This window comes from Nonomuraea sp. NPDC048901, assembly GCF_040649695.1.
Taxonomy (GTDB): Bacteria; Actinomycetota; Actinomycetes; order Streptosporangiales; family Streptosporangiaceae; genus Nonomuraea.
The window spans coordinates 433893-454026 of the sequence record NZ_JBEZFW010000003.1 but is presented as its reverse complement, the minus strand read 5'-3'; the positions used below and the strand labels follow the sequence as shown (position 1 = coordinate 454026).

Here is a 20134-nt window from a genome sequence, read left to right as displayed (position 1 = left end):
GACCGAATCCCGTGAGCCGCCCTCCCAGGTACCGGTCACCGTGACGGATTCGGCCGGGGCGGCGCGGCCCTTACGGTCCTGAGTTATGGAACATGTGAGCCTGCAGCCGGTGGGGACCGTCGTCGGCGGGCGTACCGAGGCGTTCGACGACGACTGGAACACCGAGGAGGCCGTGATCCGGCTCGACGGGAGCCGCTTCGCGCCGGACTCCCTGGCCGGTTTGGAGGCGTTCTCGCACTTGGAGGTGGTGTTCCAGTTCCACCTCGTGGACCCCGCTTCGGTGAACACCTCGGCCCGCCGTCCCAGGGGCAACCCGGGCTGGCCGCTGGTGGGCATCTTCGCCCAGCGCGGCAAGAACCGCCCGAACCGGCTGGGCGTCTCCCGCTGCCGCCTGCTCGGCGTCGACGGCCTCGACGTACGCGTCCGCGGTCTGGACGCCATCGACGGCAGCCCGGTCCTCGATCTCAAGCCCTATATGGCGGAGTTCGGCCCGCAGGGCGAGGTCGTACAGCCGCACTGGTCGACCGAACTCATGCGTAACTACTACTGAGGGGACTCCACGTCATGAATGCCAAGCTTCCCGCCAGTACGGATGTCCTGATCGTCGGCGCGGGCCCGGCCGGGCTCTCCTTGGCCACGGCGCTGGCCGGGCAGGGGGTGGACGCCGTACTCGTGGACAAGGCGCCGGAAGGCGCGAACACGTCGCGGGCGGCGGTCGTGCACGCCCGCACCCTGGAGGTGCTGCGCACGATAGACGTGAGCGACGAACTGGTGGCCGCCGGTGTCACCGTGCCCCGCTTCACCGTCCGCGACCGTGACCGGGTCTTGCTCACGGTGGGCTTCGACAAGCTGCCGACCGATTTCCCGTACACGCTGCTGGTCCCTCAGAACATCACCGAGCAGGTCCTGCTGAACCGGCTGCTCAGCCAGGGCGGCACGGTCCACCGCCCGTACGAGATCTCGATCGTCGAGCAGCAGCCCACCGGCGTCACCGCCAAGACCTCCGACGGCGGGCTGATCCACGCCTCGTACGTCGTCGGCGCCGACGGCATGCACAGCACGATCCGCGAGCAGAGCGGGATCTCCTTCACGGGCGACACCTACGCCCAGTCGTTCATCCTGGCCGACGTCCATCTCGACTGGACGGGACCCGCCGACGAGGTCGCGCTGTACTTCGCCCCGGAGGGGGTGACCGTGGTCGCCCCGCTGCCGGGCGGCCGCCACCGGATCGTCGCGACGGTCGACGAGGCTGCCGAGCACCCGACTGCCGCCGACATCCAGGCGCTGCTCGACGCCCGTGGTCCCCACGCTCACCGGTCCATGGTCACCGGCCTGGTCTGGAGCTCCCGTTTCCGGGTCCACCACCGGCTGGCCGACCACTACCGGGCGGGCCGGCTGTTCCTGGCCGGCGACGCCGCCCACGTCCACAGCCCGGCCGGCGGCCAGGGCATGAACACCGGTATCCAGGACGCGCTCAACCTGGCCGGGAAGCTCACCGCGGTGCTGCGCGACGGCGCTCCGGAGACGGTCCTGGACGAGTACGAAGCGGAGCGCCGCCCGGTCGCCGAGGAAGTGGTCGCCTTCACCCACAAGATGACGAAGATCGCGACCGTGGGCAACTCACCGCTGCGAGTCCTGCGCAACACGGCCCTGCGCGCCCTGGACTGGATCCCGGCGGTCCACCACACGATGGCGATGAACCTGTCCGAGCTGGCCGCGGCCGACAGGCACTGAGCTCACGCGGTCGCCGCCCGGCGCCCGCGCTGGGCGGCGAGCAGCATGCCCGCCGGGATCACGACGAGTACGAACGGCGTGGGCTCCAGCACCACGGCCGCGACCAGGCCCCACACGGCCACCCCGATCGCGATGTACGGCGGCGGCACCTGTCCGAGCCGCCCGAACCGGACCACCAGCGCCCCGACCAGCCCGAGCGGCACGGCGAAGCTGCCCCACACCATCCAGAAGGCGCCCGCCGCCGGTGCCGGATCGCGCAGGCCGTCGAGCCCGTCCGCGCCCAGCCACAGCGCACCGCTGAACCAGTCCGGCAGGTGCTGGGCACTGATCACTCCGGTGATCAGCAGGTGCCCGGCGGCCAGGAACATGATGATCCCGCCCGCCCACACCACCCCTCTTACGGAAACATCAGTTTCGGAACTCATAGTTCCGTATCATGGATCTGCTTTGACCTCTGCGCAAGTCTTTTCCGGAACTATGAGTTCCGTATACTCGCCGCCATGCGGGAACGAAAGCAGCCCCTGGGCCGCCCCCGGGACAACCGGGTGGACAAGGCCATCGCCACCGCCGCGCGCGAGCTGATCGCCGAGCACGGTTACGCGCAGCTGACGGTCGACACGGTCGCGACCAGGGCAGGCGTGGGCAAGGCCGCCATCTACCGACGGTACGCCACCAAGCAGGAGATGATCTTCGCGGTGGCGCTGCACGACCTGGAGCTCGACACGCCTCCCGACGCGGGCTCACTCCGCGCCGACCTCGCCACCCTGACCCACCTCATGGTGGACCAGCTGGCCGCGCCGCCACCCGGCGTGGTGCCCGGCCTGCTGGCCGACGTCCACGCGGATCCGGCTCTGGCGGCCAAGTTCACCGCCACGTTCGTCGCCGCCGAACGGCGCTGCCTGGTCGAGATCCTCGACCGGGCGATCGGGCGGGGCGAGCTGGCGCGGCGGCCCGAACCGGCGGTGGTGCACGCGCTGCTGCTCGGGCCGGTGTTCGCCTGGCTGTTCCTGCTGCTCGAAGACCGATCCAACCTGCCCGCCTTCGCCACCACCGTCGCCGACGCCACGGCAGCGGCGCTCACTCGCGAGGAGGCCGGCTCTCGCGAGGAGACTGGTTGAGGGGTGGGGCCTTTCTGGCGGAGCCGCGGTAGAGGTCGGCGTCATAGCGTTGTTCGCCCTCGTCGAGCTTGGCGTTGGCGGCCGCCACCAGGTCGACGCCGAGCACGTCCGCCAGCCGTACCAGATAGAGCGTCACGTCGGCGAGCTCCGAGCGGACCCGGGCGAGCGCCTCGGGGTCGAGGTCGGCCGACTCGTCGGGGGTGAGCCATTGGAACTCCGCCAGCAACTCCCCTGCCTCCCCCGCCAGTGCCATGGCGAGGTTCTTCGGCGTGTGGAACTGCTCCCAGTCTCGCGCACGCGCGAACTCCCGCTGCCGTTCGGCGAGTGGCTCCAACTCGTTCGTCACGCCTGACGACCTTAGCGGGCCGCGCGGCGCCCGCCGTCAACTGCCGAGGAGGCCATGGAGGTCGTGGTCACCCGCTGAGGAGATCGTGGATCGCCTGGAAGACGGCGTCGGGCCGGCGGAAGCTGATGGAGGCGTGGCCGACGTCGTCGACCAGGCGGTTCTCGCCGCGCGAAACCGAGGCGGCCAGCGCGTCATACAGTCGCCGCTTGCCGTCGATCTCCTCGCGCAGCAGCGACTCGGGGGTGCCCTGGGACACCGCTTCCTTGAAGGCGTCGATACCCGTGGCGGTGAGCACGATCAGCGGCACGTCGGGCAGCCGCCCCGCCCCGCGTACCTCGTCGTGGAGTTGGTAGCGGTTCGCCGCCTCCTGGGCGCCGATCCCTATCCATTCCGGGCTGACATGGCGTTCGACGAGCAGCTCGCGGGTGGCCGCCGGCCAGTCGGCCAGCACCTGCGTGAACAGGCCGCGGTAGAACTGGATGACCTCGTCGGGCAGCTCGTCGGGAACCGCCTGGTCGGGGTCCCATTCGGCCCAGGTCTCGACCAGCTTCGGGGGCATGTACGCGTCGTAGTCCTCGTGTTCGGGTTCGACCAGGACCAGGCCCGACACCTCGCCGGGGAAGCGCTGCGCGTAGTGGCGGGCGTACAGGCCGCCGAGGGAATGGCCGACCAGCAGGTACGGCGCGGGCACGCCGGCGACCCGCAGCAGCTCGCGCAGCTCGTCGGTGACCTCGGTGGAGGTGCGCGGCAGCTCGGCCCGGTCGCTCCATCCCGTTCCGGCACGGTCGTAGAGCACGCTCGTGGTGAGCTCGGCGGCCCGCTCCTGGACGTTCAGGAAATCCATGCCGGACGATCCGGCTCCAGGCAGAAACACCACCGCCGGGCTCCCGTCGCCCGATCGGTGCAGCGGCAGCCGCCGCCCTCCCACCTCGTAGAACCGCCCCAATGGAAGCGTCGGTTGGTCCTTCATCGCGGAACCCCTCCTGTACGTTGCTTTCCCAAGTTTGGGAACAGTACCAGATATGGGATCGTAGCCAGATGGACACGCTTGACCTGCTCCTGCACCCGGTTCGGCTGCGCATCGTGCACGCCATGTCCGGTGGACTGACCCGCACCACGTCCGACCTGTGCGCTCGCCTGCCCGACGTCCCCAAGACCACGGTGTACCGGCACGTGGGCCTGCTGGCCGAGGCGGGAGTCCTGGAGGTGGAGGGCGAGCAGCGGGTGCACGGCGCTGTCGAACGCCACTACCGGCTACGCCGGACGCGGGCGGTGATCGATCAGGACGCGGCCGCGTCGATGTCCTTGGAAGACCACCGGCACGGCTTCGCCGCGGCCATGGCGGCCCTGCTCGCGGAGTTCAACGCCTATCTCGACCGCGAGAACGCCGACCCGACCGCGGACTCGGTGTCGTACCGGCAGTTCCCGCTCTGGCTCAACGAGGACGAACGCACCGAGATGATCAGCGACATGGTCGGCGTCATCATGCCCCGGCTGCGGAACGAACCCGCACCGGACCGCGGCCACCACCTGCTGAGCACGATCTTCTTTCCGACCGAGGATCCACAGCCGGAAAGTCACCGACCTCAAGGTGAGTAGGACGGGGTTCAGAGCCAGCCGGCGTCGCGGGAGATGCGGATGGCGTCGATGCGGTTGCGGGCGCCGACCTTGTTGATCGCGTTCGACAGGTAGTTGCGTACGGTGGCCTGTGACAGCGAGAGATCGGTGGCGATCTGGGCGACGCGGATGCCGGTGGCGGCGGCGCGCAGGACCTCGGTCTCGCGAGGGGTGAGCGGGCTGCTGCCGGTTTCGAGGGCGGCGGCGACGAGTTCGGGGTCGATGACGCGTTCGCCGCGGGCTATGCGGCGGATGCCGTCGGTGAGGGCGTGGGCGGGGGCGTCCTTGACGATGAAGCCTCTGACGTGGACCTTCAGGGCGCGGAGGAGGTTGCCGGGCTGGCTGAGGCCGGTGAGGACGAGGGTGCGGCAGGCGGGGAGCTGGGCGGACAGTTGTTCGGCGGCGGACAGGCCGTCCAGGCCGGGCATGTCGATGTCGAGGACCGCCACGTCGGGGTGGACGCGGAGGGCGGTGGCGAGGACCTCGTCGCCGCGTTCGATCTCGGCGACGACCTCCATGTCGTCCTCCAGCGACAGCAGGGCGACCAGGGCTGAGCGGATCATGTGCATGTCCTCGGCGATCAGCACGCGGATCACGCGACCTCCTCGGGGACTTCTACCGACAGCAGGAACAGGCCGTCGTGGACGGTGGTGAGCCACGTGCCGGAGGCGGCGCGGGTCCGCTCGGCCAACCCGGAGAGCCCTGTGCCGGGCGGGGTGAGGTGGGGTGGGGTGCGGGTCAGGTCGGCTGCCCCAGAGGAGGGCTGGACGCCGTCGTTGACGATCTCCAGGCGTATCGTGCCCTGGTGGTGGGTGAGGGTGATGGCGCAGGTGCGGGCGTCGCTGTGACGTAGCAGGTTGGTGGTGCCTTCGCGGATCGCCCAGGCCAGGGCGTTCTGGGCGGGGGCCGACAGGGGCGGCAGGTCGGCCACGTCCAGGCGGGTGTCGACGCCGGCGGCGCCGAGCAGGGCCGCGGCGCCGTCGATCTCGGTGCGCAGCGATACGGAGTGCTCGTCGCGGGTGATCGCGCGTACATCCCGCAGCGCGTCCCTGGCGACGCCGGTCAGGCTCTCGACCTCGTCGCGGGCGGCGGCCACATCTTTCGCGAGCAGGCGGAGGGCCAGGTCGCCTTTGAGGGAGATGGCCGACAGGCTCTGGCCGAGCAGGTCGTGCAGGTCGCGGGAGACGCGGATGCGTTCCTCGCCGACGGCGGTGGCGGCCAGCTCGGTGCGGGTGGCCTCCAGCTCGTTCAGCAGCCGGACCAGCCGGGCGCCACCGACCAGCGTGCCGGCATACAGGATGAGGGCGAACAGGGCGTACGCGCCCAGAAGGAGGGCCTGGGGGATGGTGTGGGCGTCGTCGCGCAGCATGGCGATCACCTCCTTCGCCGGGTTGTGCAGGAGCTGCGCGATCACCGCGAACAGCATCAGACGGCCGCGCAGCAGCATCACGATCGAGGCGAGGGCGAAGCTGGTGAAGGCCTGCCAGTTCGAGCCGAACCACCAGAGGGGGACGTTGGCGAGGATGACGAGCGCCGCCAGGGTCCAGGGCCAGCCCGCCGGGCGTTCGCCTCTGGAGGCGGCCAGGCTGTGTCGCAGGCTCAGGAAGAGGGCCAGGGCGCAGGCGACGGTGGCGACGACCGGGTTGCCGGATGGACCGTCCATGCCGAGGGTCGTGTAGACCGGGACCTGTACGGCCAGCAGGACGTGCAGGGCGATCAGCGGCCAGAGGGGGTGGCGCACGACCCACCGCGGCGCGATCGGCGGAGTCATGGGCGGGCCTCGGACGTGTGGATGTGGGGCCGCACGTCGATGGTTTCGATGGTGTCGTCGGCGCGCACCTCCAGGCGTACTCCACCGGCCAGGAGGGTTGCCGTGATCGTGCAGGTGCTCACGCCGTCGGCGCGCAGCAGGCCGGTGACCGTCGCGCGCAGAGCCGCCCGGGGCCGCGGTGCGATCGTGTCGGGGATGCCCGTGCGGGGCAGCTGCAGGCGGGTCTCGATGCCGGCCGCGGAGAGCAGGGTGGCGGCCGTGTCGAGTTCGGCTCGGAGGGACGGCTGGCGGTAGCCGCGTACCCGCTGCCTGGCCTCGGCGAGCGTACGCCGGGAATCGTCGGCGAGCCCGGACAGCTCCGCCTCCAGATCAGCCCGCTTGTCGAGCGGGGTCGTCAGCAGGTCGGCGGCGCGTGCGCCGCGGGCCGCGAGGGACTCCAGGGCGGTGCCGAGCGTACGGCGGAGGTCGTCGTCGATGCGGCGCCGCTCCTGTGCGACCGCCCGCTGGGCGAGCACCTCCCTGGCCGACCGCAGGCGGACGAGGGCGGCGGAGAGCCAGACGAGCAGGAGTACGGCCCCGCTGCCGCAGAGCTCCGAGAGAGTGAGCCACGGCGCGGCGTTCCATGGCAGGCCCAGCAGCAGGGCGACGGGTGCCGCCGCGATCGCCAGAGACAGGTACGCGACGAATGACCACGGGCCGGGGAGGACCAGGACGGCCGACACGGCGAGGCTCGCGTAGGTGCGCGGCCACATGTTCCCGGCCAGTGGAGTGGCGGCGAGGATGATGACGGCCATCGCCGCGAATGTCCCATGGCCGGCCGGCGGACGGATGGCGCGCGCCGCGTACCAGACGTGGCGCAGGTGCAGAGGCAGGTACACCGCGGTCGTCGCGAGGCTCCACAATCCGGTGCGGGAGTCGTTGCCCAGATAGCTGAACGACAGCGCGACCTGCAGCAAGGGCAGCAGGCCGCTGCAGGCGACCGCGCCGACCGGAGCCAGCCGGACGACGCGGTCGGATCGCCAGAATGCCACCAGCCGAACCACCCCCCGTCCACGTGTCCCGGGTGACCAGGGTAGGTGGCCCGGCCGAGTGGCGGCCACCAGCGGCGGCCTGGCCGGGGAGAGGAGCAGGGTCATGGCTTGGCCATGCCTACGCGCCTGCCTCGTCGGCGTCGATCACACGGCCGAGGTTGTCGAGCTCGTTGGCGCGGCCGGCGGCCAGCCGCTGGGTCCACTCCTCGTCGTGCATCGCGTCCGCCGTCATCGTGACGCGGACGCCGCCCTCGACAGTCTCGAGCTCGACCACGGTGAGGAAGTCGTACGGGTCCACGCCGGGGATGAAGTCGGCGAGCGAGGTGTAGGAGAGTCTGCCCGGCTCCGACACCTCGACGAACTTCTTACGGGATTCGGTGCTCAGCGGCATCCCGTGGCTCTCCATGAACGCGATCTGCTCCGGCGCCGTGGCGGTCATCGTGTAGATGAGGTCGCCGCCGGGCCGCAGGTCGAGCTTGCCGACCTCGACGGTGAAGCCGTCCGGCGACCACCAGGAGGCGATGCCCTCGGGGGTGGTCCACAGCCGCCAGACGTGCTCGGGGGTGGTCGGGTAGGTACGTGTGATACGCACGCTCTCGTTGGCCAGTGTCATGGTCTGCTCCCTAGCAAGTGGGTGATGAACCCAACCCTGCACCCGCGTCGGCCAGGACAAACAGATACAGATGTCACTTAGCGGCCCGTGTATTTCGCGTGGATATTTTGCGTGGACGGGCAAGAACTGAAAGACAAGCTCAGAGGTCGGCGTCGTGGACGAGGATGGCGGCCTGGACGCGGTTGGTCAGGCCGAGTTTGGCCAGTACCCGGCTCACGTGCGCCTTGACCGTCGCCTCCGAGAGGCGCAGGTCGCGGCCGATCTCGGCGTTCGACAGACCGCGGGCGAGGGCTCTGATCACGTCCTCCTCGCGGCCGGTGAGCGCGGCGAGCTGCCTGCGGGCCGAGTCCGACCGCGAAGGCGCACGGTCCACGAACGCGTCGATCAGGCGCCTGGTGACCGACGGGGAGAGCATGGCCTGGCCGGCGGCCACCGTACGGACGGCGGCGGTCAGGTCTCTCGGCGGCGTGTCCTTGAGCAGGAAGCCGACCGCGCCGAGCCGCAGCGCCTCGTGGACGTACTCGTCCAGGTCGAACGTGGTCAGCATGACGATCTTGGGCGGGTCCGGGGCGGCCAGTACGCGGGCGGCGGCGGTCAAGCCGTCGGTGCCGGGCATCCGTACGTCCATGAGCACCACGTGCGGCCTGAGCCGGGCCGCCGCCCCGACGGCCTCCTCGCCGTCCCTGGCCTCGCCCACCACCACGATGTCGTCGGCCGTCTCCAGGATCATCCGCAACCCGGACCTGACCAGGGCCTCGTCGTCCACGACCAGCACCCGGATCATGCCGCGGCCCTCACGGGAATGTCGGCGGTGACGCGGTAGCCGCCCTCCCGTCTGGGGCCCGCCGCCAGCGATCCCCCGAGCAGCTCGACACGCTCACGCAACCCCGCCAGCCCCCACCCCGCCCCGGGCAGCGCCCGTTCCGCCCCGGACAGCGCCTGCTCCGCACCCGGCCCGTCCGACCGTGTCGTGTCCTGCCCGTTCGACAGCGTCGCGTCCTGCCCGTCTGGCAGCGGCCGCTCCGCGCCCGGCCCGTCGGCGGTGCCTCGGTTCAGGATCTCCACCTGGAGTGTGTCGTTCAGGAAGCGCACGTGTACGTCGGTGTGGGCGTCGCGGGCGTGTTTGTGCACATTGGTGAGTGCCTCCTGAACCACCCGGTAGGCGGTCCGCTCCACCGTAGAGCCGAGTGCGCGCGGCTGACCGTGGTCGTGCCTGCGTACCGAGATGCCCAGCGCGCGCGACTGGTCGAGGAGCCGGTCGAGGTCGGCCAGCGTGGGCTGCGGGCTGAGCTCGGCGGGCTGCTGGTTCGAGCGCAGTACGCCGAGCAGCTCACGCAGGTTGGTGAGCGCCTCCCGGCCGATGTCGCCGATCATGGACGCCGTACGGGCCGTGGGCTCGTCGGCGGCCCGTACCTCCAGGGCCCCCGCGTGCAGCACCATCAGCGAGACCCGGTGCGCGACCACGTCGTGCATCTCCCTGGCGATACGCGCCCGTTCCTGGGCCCTGGCCTGCTCGGCCCGCATCACCTGCTCGCGTTCGAGCCGGTCGGCCCGCTCTCTGGCGGCGGCCAGCACATCGCGCCGGGCCCGGGTCCAGAGCCCGAACATGAACGGCAGCCCCACCAGGGCCATGGCCATCAGCGCCACGTTGGCGGGGGTAGCCGTCACCATCTCCCGGCGTCCGCCGATCAGGTCGCCGACGACGACGGCCGTGCCGAGCGCCACGGCGGTGCCACCCAGGTAGCTCGTGATGCCGCGGGTGCCGCGCAGGGTCGTACCGGCGTAGTAGGAGGCGACCATCAGCGGCGGCCACATCACCAGCCACACGTAGAAGACGGCGCCGAGTACGGCGAGTGGCCACCACGACCGCCGCGCCCACCACGCCGCCACGCCCGCGGCGGCCGCCGTCGTGACGAACACGGGCGACGTCAGGCCGTCGGTCTGATCGAACGGCACCGCGGACACCACGAACACGGCCGGCCCGAGCAACACCGGCAAGCCGCCCTCGATCCGTCTGCTCACCTGCATGTTCGTCAGCCTATGGGGCGACGCGGGGCCGCCGCCCGAGCCGATCGTCGATCGGGACCGCTACGAAAGGAGGGGGTGCCGGTCGACTTCCCGGGCAAGCCGGGCCGGTGGGTACGGGCCCAGGCTGGGCCGCATGAAACGACACCTGATCGTGGCCCTGGGCGTGGCCCTGCTGGCGACGCCGACCGTACAGGCACAAGCACAAGCCGAGACCGCGCGCACCGGGCCCCTACAGACAACTGCGGGCACCTCGTTGCCCGCGCCCACCGGGAAGTACCCCGTCGGACTGGCCTCCCTGCATCTGGTCGACACCGACCGTCCCGATCCGTGGGTGCCGCAGGACGGGCCGCGGCAGCTCATGGTCTCCCTGTGGTACCCGGCCACGAAGGCGGGCACGCGGGCGGCTCCCTACGTGACGCCGCAGGAGTCGGCGCTGATCGTCAAGCCCTATCCGAACGTCCCCGCCGACACGCTCGCCAAGACCCGGACCTACGCCACGGTCGACGCGAAGCCGCTCACCCGCAGCCTGCCGCTCGTGCTCGTTTCTCCGGGTTTCAGCTTTCCGCGCGCGACGATGACCTCGCTGGCGGAGGACCTGGCCAGCAAGGGGTACCTGGTCGCGGCCGTCGAGCACACCTATGAGTCGGCGGCCACCACGTTCCCCGACGGGCGGACCACGACCTGCGCCGCGTGCGCTGGGGCGAACACCGAGGAGAGAGGGGCCGCGATCGCGAAGAGCCGGGTGATCGACCTGTCGTTCGTGCTCGACCGGCTCACCGCCAAGAGCGGCTGGGGGCGGCTGGTCGACAGGTCGCGGATCGGCGTGGTCGGCTTCTCGGCGGGCGGCAACGCCGCCCCGCAGCTCATGGCGGCCGACAAGCGGGTGCGCGCCGGGGTGAACCTCGACGGGAGCTACAACCCGAAGCAGCCCACGGGTACGGTACGCGGGCCGCTTCTCATGATGGGCACCAAGGAGAACCACACGCCGGCCGGTGACGTGTCATGGGTCAACTGGTGGCCGAAGGTGAACGGGTGGAAGCGCTGGCTGTCGGTCGCGGACACGGACCACGCCTCGTTCACCGACTACGCGGTGATCAGGCCGCAGGTGGGTCTGCCCGCACCCGCGCTGGACGGTGAGCGCGCCGTGTCGATCACCCGGACGTACGTCGGCGCCTTCCTCGACCGGCACCTGCGCCAGCAGCGGGAGCCGCTGCTGGACAAGCCGTCGAAGGACTTCCCCGAAGTGACGTTCTGGCCTGAGCCCGCCTCGCGGCGCTGAGGGTCACAGCAGCGCCGCGTGCAGCCGGGTCATCATGGCCCAACACCAGCCACAACGGACCGTCACCTGGAACATCGTGAGCACCGTAGATCCAGCCCGCCCCCGTTCAGCTGTATCGTGCCTGAGGTGAACGGGGTCGAGTTGTTCCTGCTCGGGCGGACGCTGATGAAGATCGGCGAGGAGGCCATGCCCACCGAGGGCATCGGCGAGCACTCCACCAGCGTCCGGACCGTCCTCATCGTGGTGAGCGACATCCGGGAGCACCCCGACACCTCCGTGGGCGAGGTGGCGGCCCGTACCGGCCTGCCGCAGAGCGCCGTCTCCGCCGCCGTCGCGCGGCTCAAGTCCGTGGGCGCCCTGGAGGCCATGACCGACCCCCGCGACCGGCGGCGCTCCCTGATCAGGGAGTCGCCGCAGGTTTCGGCGCGGTTGTCGGAGGTACGTGCCGCGCCGGTGGATGACGCCGTGGCCGCGGCCCTCGACACCGACGACCGGCACGATATCGCCGAGACGGTCGAGATGCTGGAGGAGCTGGCCCGCCGCCTCATCCCCAGGACGCTCAGCCGTTAGCCGTACGAGGGAGTTGATCGACATCGAACGCACCGTGATCGACGGCAGGCTCGCCGAGGCGCCGGAGGTGACGCTGGCCGTCTCGGCGAGATACGGGCACTTCACCGCGATGCAGGTCAGACAGGGCCGGGTACGCGGCCTCGACCGCCACCTCGACCGGCTCGACCGGGCCACCGAGGAGCTGTTCGGCCGCCCGCTCGACCGTGGGCTGGTGGTCGACTCCATCAGGTCGGCCCTGGGTCTGGACCGGCGGCCAGCGGCCGCGCCCGACGCGTCCGTACGGGTCTACGTGTGCGAGGTCGCCCGCCTGCACGTACTGGTGACCGCCAAGCCTCCCGTCGAGGTCGCCACCACCCCACGCAGCCTCAAATCGGTCCGCTACCAGCGCTTTCTCCCGCACGTCAAGCACCTGGGCGGCTTCCCCCAGGGCTACCTGGGGCGGAAGGTGCAGGCGGAGGGCTTCGACGAGGCCCTGCTCACCGCGGACGACGGGGTGATCTCCGAGGGTTCGATCACCAATCTGGGCTGTTTCGACGGCACCCGGGTGATCTGGCCGGACGCGCCCATGCTGCACGGCATCACGATGCAGCTCATGGAGGCGGGGCTGGCTCAGGCGGGTGTGCCGTATGAGAGCCGGGTGCTGCGGGTGGCGGATCTGCCGGACTTCGAGACGGTGTTCCTGACGAACTCGCACGGCGTCGTGGCCGTGGGGCAGGTCGACGATCTGACGCTGAAGGTGGACGAGGCGGCGATGGGCCGGCTGATCGGCTACTTCGAGGGCATGCCCTGGGAGGAAATCCATCATTCTTGATACATCATTCTTGATGTATTAGGGTGAGTGCCATGGAAACTGGCATGTTGCGGGTGGCCGGCGCGCACCTCTACTTCGAGGTACGGGGCACCGGCCCCGTCCTGCTGATCTCGCAGAGCGGCGAGGGTGACGCCGGACGCAGCGTCGACCTCGTGGACCGGCTCGTCCCCGACCACACGGTGATCACGTACGACCGGCGCGGGCTCTCGCGCAGCACCCTGGACGACCCGGCTCGGGGCGCGACCGTCGAGGAGCACGCCGACGACGTACTGCGCCTGCTCGACCACCTGACCAGTGAGCCGGTGACGATGCTGGGCATGAGCTTCGGCGCCACCATCGGGCTGCACCTGGTGGCGAGCGGCCGGCTGAGCAGGCTGATCGCGCACGAGCCCGTCGCGCCGTGGCTGCTCCCCCCTGACGAGTGCCTCGGCCACCGGCGGGAACTGGCCGAGGGGCAGGAGATCTATCGGCGTGACGGTCTGCCCGCCCTGATCAAGGAGATCAGCAGGACGCTCGGCATCGACCTCGCCGCCAAGGACGTCGAGCCGGACCTGACCCCGCAGCCGATGACCGAGCAGCGGGCCGCCAACTTCGGCTACTTCGTGGAGCACGACTGGACGGCGATCATCGCCGACCGGCTGGACCCCGCCACGCTGAAGGGCGCCCCGATCGTGCCCGTCGCCGGTCGCGCCACCCCGCGCACGGTCTTCGACTATCGATGCGCCGAGGAGCTGGCGCGACTGCTCGGCACCGACCTCATGCACTTCCCGGGCGGGCACAACGGCAACACCTCGCACCCCAGGGCGTACGCGGCCTCACTACGCGAACTCCTCGCGTAGCCGGAACCTGCCATTCCTTCGACTTTTCCCGAAATATCGCCGCCGCAGGTGAAGTGTCGGCGATCATCCCGGCATGAACGCTGCGGAATTCCGCCCCGAAGACCTCGAACGGATCACCGCCCAGGCGGAGCAGATGCTGCTCCGCGTCGAAGAGGTACGCAAGGAGGTCGACGTGGTCGTCGGCCGGGGCACCGGCGCGGACGGGCAGGTACGAGTGGCCGCCGGCGCCAACGGGCGGCTCGTCGAGCTGGTCATCGCCCCGCGCGCGATGCGCCTGGACAGCCAGAAGCTCGCCGAGGAGCTGCTGGGCGCCGCCCAGCAGGCGCAGGACGAGGCCGACAGGAAGGCCAGGGAGATCATGGCCGACACGCTCGGCGAGTCGATGCCGACCCAGCGGGAGCTCGACGACCGGTTCGGCCAGGTCCTCGAGTCCTTCGAATCGTCGATGGACGAGCGCATGCGGGCCATCGACGAGCGGCGCCGGGGCACGACCTGACCGACACTTCGAGGTTGTTTGAAGAGTGCCCCCAGCCGACCCCGCCGCTCTAGGGTGTCGGCGGGTATGCATGTGCGCAAATGTCGCGGGATGTGAATTTGGTGGCCATTCGGTGGCAGAAGGCGGCACGGCGGAGAGTGGCGGGCCTCGTCGCGCTCGCGGTCGTCGCCGCGCTCACGGGCATCGGGTTCTTCCTAGGTACGGGTGTGTCCAGCGCCCGGCCCAAGCTCGCCGACATCGGCGCCTGGCTCGCCAGCGCGCTCAACGGTGAGGTCGTCCACGCCAACGGCCTGTCCGGCCAGGTCGACGGCCGGGTGGACCTGGCCGCCGCGAAGGGCGACGAGCTCAAGGTGGTCCAGGACGGCAACAGCGTGCTCGTCGTCGACGAGTCGACCGGCCAGGTCAGCCGCATCGATCCGACCCAGCTCGAAGTCGCCCAGACCAAGAGCCTGGGCGCCGGCGGGACGCAGCTGGTCATGGGTGCGGGCAAGGCGTACGCGATCGACCCGCAGGCGGGCACCGTCCAGCAGGTGAACCCCCTGACCGTGGACACGATCGGCGCCGCGATCACGCTCAAGGGCCCGCTCGGCCAGGCGGGCATCGACAAGAACGGAACCCTCTGGGTCCCCGTACCGGAAGAGGGCACGCTGGCCCAGATCAACGGCGCCCAGCAGGGCAAGGCCGTCACCGTGGGCGAGCCCGGCGACCCGCTCACGCTGACCATGGCGGACGGCGTACCGCTGGTCACCAACTCCGCCGCCGCGTCGGCGATGGTCATCGGCTCGACCGGTACACGGCTCACGGTGAGCCTGCCCAGCACGGTGACCGAGGCCGGGCGCGGCGGCATGCTGATGCCCGCCGTCGCCGAGGCCACGATCGTCCCGATGCTCGCGCCCAAGCAGGGCGCGCTGGTGCTCGTGGACACCGCGAGCGGCGCGCTCAGCACCGTGTCGGTGAAGGGCGGCAAGCTCGGGCCGCCGCAGGCTCTCGGCCGCCGCGTCTACATCGCCGATGAGAGCACCGGGCGGCTCATCGTGTACGACACGGTGGCCAAGAGGTTCGACGCCGAGAAGGTGATCACCGGCAAGGCGGGACCGCTGGAGGTGTTCGTCAAGGACGGGCTGCTCTGGGTCAACGACCAGTTCAGCGAGACCGCGCTGGTCGTCGAGCAGGACGGCAGGGCGCACCGGGTCGGCAAGTACGACGAGGCGCTCGGTCAGAAGGACACCCCTACCCCGCTGCCCGTACCCACCGGCACACCCACCATGGCGCTCCCGACCACCGTCCCGACCCGGCAGACCACCCAGCCCACGGCACGGCCGACGGTGACGGTCACGCGCACCCCGAAACCCACCACGACGAAGCGCTCGGAGACCCCCAGCCCGCCCCCGACCAACACCCCGACGCCGACGCCTACCCCAACCCCGACACCCACGCCCACGCCCACGCCGACGCAGACCCCCGGCCCGCCGGGCACCGTCACGGCGAACTCGGGACCCGGCTGGATGGAGATCGTGTTCACCCCGTCGAGCCAGGGCAAGGCCACCGGCTACACGCTCAAGGGCGCCCCGGACAGCGCGAACGTGACCCCGGACCGCGTACGCTCCGACGGCCCCTTCCAGTTCCGGGTCACCGGAGGCCGCTGCGACCAGGAGTACACCTTCCGCGTCGCGGCCCAGTACGACGGCGGCGAGTCCGTCTCCGACCCCACCATCCCGGTACGCCCCTGCGTCGCCCCGGGCAGACCGGCGAGCTTCGAGGCCAAGGGCAAGAACCACGGCGCCGACCTCACCTGGTCGGCCCCCGACAACGCCAAGGACGGCGGCGTCAGCTACGTACTCGAAGGCCCTGGCCAGCACCCGGGCACGCTCGACGGGACCAGCGCGGAGGTGACCGGCCTGAAGAACGGCCAGGACTACACCTGGACATTGCGTGCCAAGAACGGCGCCGGCGAGGGCCAGGAGCGCGCCGAGGCCAAGGCGGGGCTGCAGCCGCCGTCGGCGCAGTTCCGCAACGCGCACAACGACAACAGGGACACCCTGATCCGGTCCGGCCCCTCGGCGGGGGCGGAGGCGGGCCGCATCCCCAAGGGCGAGTACATCACCATGACCGTGATCTGCCAGACCAAGGGCGCGGGCTTCACCGACACCGACACCGGCATGAGCAGCGACGTCTGGAACAAGGTGGAGTCCAGCCGGGGCAGCGGCTGGCTGAACGACGTGCTGATGGACACCCCGAAGGGGGGATTCCCCGCCGCCCCCCTCTGGGAGTGCGAATGATCACCAGAGCCGGCTGGGGCACCCTGGCCGCCTCCGTACTGCTGTACGCGGTGGCGGCGCCGCTCGGCTACCAGCAGGCGGGCGCGCTGTCGGCCGGCGGGATCGCGGCCGTCGGAGCCGGTCTGCTGTGGACGCTGCGCCGGCCCCGCCTGGAGGTACGCCGTGAGGTCACGCCCGTCAAGGTCGCCAGAGGCGAGGCGGCCATCGCGATGCTGCGCGTCACGAACAGGGGCCGCTGGCGGCGCGACGCCCTGGAGGCCCATGACACCTGCCGGGACACCGCGATCGTGGTCGGCGTACCGCCGCTGGCCAGGAACTCCACCGGAACCGTGTCGTACCGGCTGCCCACCCGCAGGCGCGGCGAGACCCCGGTGGGCCCGCTGCGGCTCGACCGGGCCGACCCGTTCGGCCTGGCCCGGCGCACGACCTCGTACGGACAAGCGGATCTGCTGCTGGTCCGGCCGCGTACGGTGCCGCTGGAGCCGCTGAACTCCGGTCGGCAGCGCCACCTCGACGGCTCCGCCTCCCGCTCGCCGAGCGGCACGATCACCTTCAACGGCGTCCGCGACTACGTGATCGGCGACGACCTGCGGCACATCCACTGGCGGTCCACGGCGCGTACCGGGACCCTCATGGTCAAGGAGCTCGAGGACGTCAGCCTGCCGTACACGACCACGATCCTCGACACGCGTGCCGACTCCTACGGCGACGACGACGAGTTCGAGCTGGCGGTGGACGCGGCCGCGTCGGTCGCCTGGTCGGCGAGCCGCCGCCGCTTCCCGGTGCGGCTGCTGACCGGCGCGGGAGAGCTGCTGTCCGTCAAGGGCGGCGCCGAGGAGGCCGAGGAGGTGCTGGACCGGCTGGCCCTGGTCGAGCGGACGGCCGACGCGGAGACGCCGGTGGACGCGGTACGCCGCGCCGGCTCGGGTGGGGCATTGATCCTGGTCACCGGGGCGCGGACCGCCCTGTCAAGCGTCGCGTCGGTGCGGCGGCGCTTCGACCAGGTGGTCTGTGTCTGGGTCGGGGCCTCCTCCGGCGACCGGCCGCCGATGGTGCCCGGTGTGACGGTCATCGAGATCGGCGAACTGGCCGAACTGGCGGCGGCATGGCCGCGCTGACCACCCCGCCGGGCAGGCCGGTCGCCCCACCCCCGCCGGACGTGCCGCCTACGCCGGACGTGCGGGCCATGCCGGTCGCCCCGCCCACACCGGTCGCCCCGCCCACGCCGGGCGTGCGACCGGGGACGTCCGAGGCTGCGCCGCTGCCGCCTGTGCCCGAGTGGCGGCGGGTGGTGTCGATCGTCATCGTGATCCTGCTGGCGGGTACGGCCGGGCTGGCGTTCGACGGGGTGTTCACGCTGGGCGCGCTGATCCCCGTGGTGGCTGTGGCGGCGATCGTGCCGGGCGTGGTGTCGTACGCGCTGGCCAGGATCTTGCCGCTCTGGGCGTCTCTGGCCGTGAATCTCCTGGCCTGGCTGATCGCGGTGTCGGCGACCCTGTTCAGGACGCAGGCCCTGGCCGGGTTCCTGCCGAGTCCGGCCAGTGTGCGGGCCGCGCTGCTGGGCGTGCGCGACTCGGGGAAGGCGCTGCTCACGACCATTCTGCCGGCCGAGGGGGACGGCAGGACGATCGTGCTGGCGCACTTCCTGGTCTGGGCGGCGGCGGTGGCCGGGACCGAACTGGCCCTGCGGACCAGGGCGGTGGTGCTCCCGGCGGCCCCGGCCGTACCGGTGCTGGCCGCCGCCGTCGTGCTGGGCGTGTCCGGTCCCGGCTCGCAGCTGCCGACACCGGCCGTCCTCGTCGGGCTGGCCCTGCTCCTGGCCCTGGTCCGGGCGGCCCGAGCGGCCAGGACGTTCGTGGCAGGCGTGCCGCTGCTGGCCGTCCTCGTGCTGATCGCCGTCGCGGCCGGACCGGTGCTGCCGTTCGCGAGCAAGCCGTACGACGTGCGGCGGTTGGTGTCCCAGCCGCCCCCGCGCCCGCTCGCCGGGGTGAGCCCACTCGACCAGGTGTCGGCCTGGCTCCAGAACCCCTACCGCCAGCTCTTCACCGTCAAATCCACGACCGAGGCGAACTGGCGGCTGGCCGTACTGGACCGCTTCGACGGCGTCACGTGGACCTCCAGCGCCGGATACCTGCCGACGGGCGGCAGGGTCCCCGGCGACGACGTTGTGGGCGCCCACGACGTCGTCGAGCAGCAGTTCACGCTGCAGAAGCTGTCCGGTCCCTGGCTGCCCGCGGCGGACCGCCCACAGCATGTGACCTTCACCGGACCGGCGCCCGACTCCGCGGCCGGCCTGATGGCAGATCCGGCGACCGGGATGCTGGCGAGTGCCGCCGCCACCGCTCGCGAGGGCATCACGTACCGGGTGATCTCCGGCATCCGCCGCTACTCCGCCGCAGAACTGCGCGAGGCGGTCCCCGCCGCTGACCAGGCCGCCCTGGCACTGCCCAACGGCCCCGACGGCCGTACTCCCCCACAACGGGCCCGCCTCGCCACCATCGCCCGCAAGGCCACGGCCGGCGCCACCAGCCCCATGCAGCAGGCCGTACGGCTGGCCGCCTACCTGCGCAAACACGCCGACTACGACGTCAACTCCCCGCCGGGGCACAGCTATCGCAGCATCCAGTTCTTCCTCACCGAGGCGAAGAAGGGCACGACCGAGCAGTTCGCGGCGTCGTACGCGCTGCTCGCCCGCTCGCTCGGCCTGCCCAGCCGGGTGGTCGTCGGCTTCGGTCCGGGCAAGGCGGAGGGCGGCGGCGTACGGCAGGTGCTGGCGGGTGACGTACTCGCCTGGGCGGAGGTGGAGTTCAAGGGGATCGGCTGGGTGCCCTTCTACCCGACCCCGGCGCGCAGCCACGCGGGCCAGAGCGGCGACGTCGCCGAAGGCGTGTCCAAGCAGCGCCAGGAGGTCGAGCAGGAGATCAGCGGCGAACACGCCGACCCCGCCACCACGCCGTCGCCCCACCGACCCACACCACAGCCGTCACCCCGTCAGACCGGCCACGGAGCCGGGACGACCTGGCTGCCGGTCGCGGGCGCGGTGGCCGGGGGCCTGCTGGGCGGCTACCTGCTGGCGGTGACCGTGCTGCCGCCCCTGCGCCGCCGACGCCGCCGGACGGGCGATCCGCGGGCGCGGGTGGCGGGCGCGTGGCGGCAGACGGTGGTACGACTGCGCGCCGCCGGGGTCCCGGCCTCGTCGCGCGTACTGACGGCTCGGGAGGTGGCCACGCTGGGAGTGACGGCTTTGGGCACCCACGCGTACGAGCCACTGACGGGGCTGGCAGACCTGGCGAACCTCACCCGATTCAGCGACGCCCCCGCGGACCAGGAAGCTGCGGACATGGCCTGGCGGCACTACGCGAACATCGACCTGCTGGTCAGACGGAAGATCGCGCTACCGCGCCGCCTCGCCCACCGCCTGGCACCCGGCTCGCTGCTCCACTGAGCGGGGTCAGCCAGATCAAGCGTCGCAAGAACGCACTTGAACGCAACGACGTATCTTCACCTGCACGATCATCGGTTCCTTTCATCCTCAGGCAGCCAGTGCGACGCGGTGGTTTTGAAGGCCGGCGACGGCCTTGCACAGGTGTCCGGCCTTGGAA

The 20134-nt window shown here is 71.3% G+C and carries 21 protein-coding genes; 12 read left to right on the top strand and 9 right to left on the bottom strand.

All coding sequences use genetic code 11. The features are described from left to right. Window positions 1-85 precede the first annotated feature (85 nt). Both AB0C30_RS11605 and AB0C30_RS11600 read left to right on the top strand, forming a co-directional pair. On the top strand, window positions 86-550 hold the full coding sequence (locus AB0C30_RS11605) for an SAM-dependent methyltransferase (RefSeq protein ID WP_357942248.1): 465 nt from the start codon (window positions 86-88) through the stop codon (window positions 548-550). Window positions 551-564: 14 nt separating this feature from the next. Next, a complete protein-coding gene (locus tag AB0C30_RS11600; RefSeq protein WP_357942246.1) occupies window positions 565-1734 on the top strand; it encodes an FAD-dependent monooxygenase in 1170 nt (389 codons plus the stop codon). Between the two features lie 2 nt (window positions 1735-1736). Here the strand turns inward: AB0C30_RS11600 and AB0C30_RS11595 are convergent, their stop codons facing one another. Beyond that, window positions 1737-2159 (bottom strand): hypothetical protein, encoded by a 423-nt coding sequence (locus AB0C30_RS11595; RefSeq protein WP_357942244.1) that lies wholly within the window; start codon window positions 2157-2159, stop codon window positions 1737-1739. Window positions 2160-2234: 75 nt separating this feature from the next. Here AB0C30_RS11595 and AB0C30_RS11590 point away from each other — a divergent pair, with 75 nt between their 5' ends. Beyond that, window positions 2235-2852, top strand: coding sequence for a TetR/AcrR family transcriptional regulator (locus AB0C30_RS11590; protein ID WP_357942242.1), 618 nt, complete (start codon window positions 2235-2237; stop codon window positions 2850-2852). Here the strand turns inward: AB0C30_RS11590 and AB0C30_RS11585 are convergent. Together AB0C30_RS11585 and AB0C30_RS11580 are read right to left on the bottom strand one after the other, a co-directional pair. After that, on the bottom strand, window positions 2812-3198 hold the full coding sequence (locus AB0C30_RS11585; RefSeq protein WP_357942240.1) for a nucleotide pyrophosphohydrolase: 387 nt from the start codon (window positions 3196-3198) through the stop codon (window positions 2812-2814). The two genes, AB0C30_RS11590 and AB0C30_RS11585, sit on opposite strands and share 41 nt — an antisense overlap. Window positions 3199-3265: 67 nt before the next feature. Beyond that, entirely contained in the window at window positions 3266-4168 is a 903-nt protein-coding gene (locus AB0C30_RS11580; protein WP_357942238.1) for an alpha/beta hydrolase, read from the bottom strand. A gap of 68 nt (window positions 4169-4236) precedes the next feature. Between AB0C30_RS11580 and AB0C30_RS11575 the strand changes: the two genes are divergently transcribed. After that, window positions 4237-4797 carry a helix-turn-helix domain-containing protein gene (locus AB0C30_RS11575; RefSeq protein WP_357942236.1) on the top strand — a complete coding sequence of 187 codons (561 nt, stop codon included), beginning with the start codon at window positions 4237-4239 and terminating at the stop codon, window positions 4795-4797. A gap of 8 nt (window positions 4798-4805) precedes the next feature. Here AB0C30_RS11575 and AB0C30_RS11570 read toward each other — a convergent pair whose 3' ends face one another. The 6 genes from AB0C30_RS11570 to AB0C30_RS11545 form a co-directional block, all read right to left on the bottom strand. Then, a complete protein-coding gene (locus tag AB0C30_RS11570) occupies window positions 4806-5411 on the bottom strand; it encodes a response regulator transcription factor (protein ID WP_357942234.1) in 606 nt (201 codons plus the stop codon). Further along, window positions 5408-6586, bottom strand: a complete 1179-nt coding sequence (locus AB0C30_RS11565) for a histidine kinase (protein ID WP_357942232.1) — start codon at window positions 6584-6586, stop codon at window positions 5408-5410. Before AB0C30_RS11565 ends, AB0C30_RS11570 begins: the two co-directional genes overlap by 4 nt. Beyond that, window positions 6583-7617, bottom strand: coding sequence for a hypothetical protein (locus tag AB0C30_RS11560; RefSeq protein ID WP_357942230.1), 1035 nt, complete (start codon window positions 7615-7617; stop codon window positions 6583-6585). The genes AB0C30_RS11565 and AB0C30_RS11560 overlap by 4 nt, the downstream gene beginning before the upstream one ends. Window positions 7618-7735: 118 nt before the next feature. Beyond that, window positions 7736-8230 (bottom strand): SRPBCC domain-containing protein, encoded by a 495-nt coding sequence (locus AB0C30_RS11555; RefSeq protein WP_357942228.1) that lies wholly within the window; start codon window positions 8228-8230, stop codon window positions 7736-7738. A 139-nt stretch (window positions 8231-8369) separates the two neighbouring features. Next, window positions 8370-9014 (bottom strand): response regulator transcription factor, encoded by a 645-nt coding sequence (locus AB0C30_RS11550; RefSeq protein ID WP_357942226.1) that lies wholly within the window; start codon window positions 9012-9014, stop codon window positions 8370-8372. Further along, window positions 9011-10258 carry a histidine kinase gene (locus AB0C30_RS11545; protein ID WP_357942224.1) on the bottom strand — a complete coding sequence of 416 codons (1248 nt, stop codon included), beginning with the start codon at window positions 10256-10258 and terminating at the stop codon, window positions 9011-9013. Before AB0C30_RS11545 ends, AB0C30_RS11550 begins: the two co-directional genes overlap by 4 nt. A 133-nt stretch (window positions 10259-10391) precedes the next feature. Between AB0C30_RS11545 and AB0C30_RS11540 the strand changes: the two genes are divergently transcribed. From AB0C30_RS11540 to AB0C30_RS11505, 8 genes are all read left to right on the top strand, one after another. Continuing rightward, on the top strand, window positions 10392-11537 hold the full coding sequence (locus tag AB0C30_RS11540; RefSeq protein WP_357942222.1) for an alpha/beta hydrolase: 1146 nt from the start codon (window positions 10392-10394) through the stop codon (window positions 11535-11537). A gap of 126 nt (window positions 11538-11663) precedes the next feature. Further along, window positions 11664-12107 (top strand): MarR family transcriptional regulator, encoded by a 444-nt coding sequence (locus AB0C30_RS11535; protein ID WP_357942220.1) that lies wholly within the window; start codon window positions 11664-11666, stop codon window positions 12105-12107. A 13-nt stretch (window positions 12108-12120) separates the two neighbouring features. Next, entirely contained in the window at window positions 12121-12918 is a 798-nt protein-coding gene (locus AB0C30_RS11530; RefSeq protein ID WP_357942218.1) for an aminotransferase class IV, read from the top strand. A gap of 32 nt (window positions 12919-12950) precedes the next feature. Next, window positions 12951-13757 (top strand): alpha/beta hydrolase, encoded by an 807-nt coding sequence (locus AB0C30_RS11525; protein ID WP_357942216.1) that lies wholly within the window; start codon window positions 12951-12953, stop codon window positions 13755-13757. A gap of 73 nt (window positions 13758-13830) precedes the next feature. Then, window positions 13831-14253: a YbaB/EbfC family nucleoid-associated protein gene (locus tag AB0C30_RS11520; protein WP_357942215.1), complete on the top strand. Its 423-nt coding sequence runs from the start codon at window positions 13831-13833 to the stop codon at window positions 14251-14253. Between the two features lie 101 nt (window positions 14254-14354). Further along, window positions 14355-16532 (top strand): hypothetical protein, encoded by a 2178-nt coding sequence (locus tag AB0C30_RS11515; RefSeq protein ID WP_357942213.1) that lies wholly within the window; start codon window positions 14355-14357, stop codon window positions 16530-16532. Beyond that, complete coding sequence (locus AB0C30_RS11510; RefSeq protein WP_357942211.1) at window positions 16529-17650, top strand: DUF58 domain-containing protein; 1122 nt, start codon at window positions 16529-16531, stop codon at window positions 17648-17650. Before AB0C30_RS11515 ends, AB0C30_RS11510 begins: the two co-directional genes overlap by 4 nt. Then, window positions 17638-19977, top strand: coding sequence for a transglutaminaseTgpA domain-containing protein (locus AB0C30_RS11505; protein WP_357942209.1), 2340 nt, complete (start codon window positions 17638-17640; stop codon window positions 19975-19977). The genes AB0C30_RS11510 and AB0C30_RS11505 overlap by 13 nt, the downstream gene beginning before the upstream one ends. Window positions 19978-20134: the final 157 nt, after the last annotated feature.

What these genes read in the sequence shown, in the direction of transcription:
- AB0C30_RS11540 (WP_357942222.1), top strand. Translation starts at nt 10,392, where the DNA reads ATGAAACGACACCTGATCGTGGCCCTGGGCGTGGCCCTGCTGGCGACG.
- AB0C30_RS11545 (WP_357942224.1), bottom strand. Translation starts at nt 10,258, where the DNA reads ATGCAGGTGAGCAGACGGATCGAGGGCGGCTTGCCGGTGTTGCTCGGG.
- AB0C30_RS11575 (WP_357942236.1), top strand. Translation starts at nt 4,237, where the DNA reads ATGGACACGCTTGACCTGCTCCTGCACCCGGTTCGGCTGCGCATCGTG.
- AB0C30_RS11505 (WP_357942209.1), top strand. Translation starts at nt 17,638, where the DNA reads ATGGCCGCGCTGACCACCCCGCCGGGCAGGCCGGTCGCCCCACCCCCG.
- AB0C30_RS11605 (WP_357942248.1), top strand. Translation starts at nt 86, where the DNA reads ATGGAACATGTGAGCCTGCAGCCGGTGGGGACCGTCGTCGGCGGGCGT.
- AB0C30_RS11555 (WP_357942228.1), bottom strand. Translation starts at nt 8,230, where the DNA reads ATGACACTGGCCAACGAGAGCGTGCGTATCACACGTACCTACCCGACC.
- AB0C30_RS11510 (WP_357942211.1), top strand. Translation starts at nt 16,529, where the DNA reads ATGATCACCAGAGCCGGCTGGGGCACCCTGGCCGCCTCCGTACTGCTG.
- AB0C30_RS11595 (WP_357942244.1), bottom strand. Translation starts at nt 2,159, where the DNA reads ATGAGTTCCGAAACTGATGTTTCCGTAAGAGGGGTGGTGTGGGCGGGC.
- AB0C30_RS11525 (WP_357942216.1), top strand. Translation starts at nt 12,951, where the DNA reads ATGGAAACTGGCATGTTGCGGGTGGCCGGCGCGCACCTCTACTTCGAG.
- AB0C30_RS11600 (WP_357942246.1), top strand. Translation starts at nt 565, where the DNA reads ATGAATGCCAAGCTTCCCGCCAGTACGGATGTCCTGATCGTCGGCGCG.
- AB0C30_RS11590 (WP_357942242.1), top strand. Translation starts at nt 2,235, where the DNA reads ATGCGGGAACGAAAGCAGCCCCTGGGCCGCCCCCGGGACAACCGGGTG.
- AB0C30_RS11580 (WP_357942238.1), bottom strand. Translation starts at nt 4,168, where the DNA reads ATGAAGGACCAACCGACGCTTCCATTGGGGCGGTTCTACGAGGTGGGA.
- AB0C30_RS11565 (WP_357942232.1), bottom strand. Translation starts at nt 6,586, where the DNA reads ATGACTCCGCCGATCGCGCCGCGGTGGGTCGTGCGCCACCCCCTCTGG.
- AB0C30_RS11520 (WP_357942215.1), top strand. Translation starts at nt 13,831, where the DNA reads ATGAACGCTGCGGAATTCCGCCCCGAAGACCTCGAACGGATCACCGCC.
- AB0C30_RS11550 (WP_357942226.1), bottom strand. Translation starts at nt 9,014, where the DNA reads ATGATCCGGGTGCTGGTCGTGGACGACGAGGCCCTGGTCAGGTCCGGG.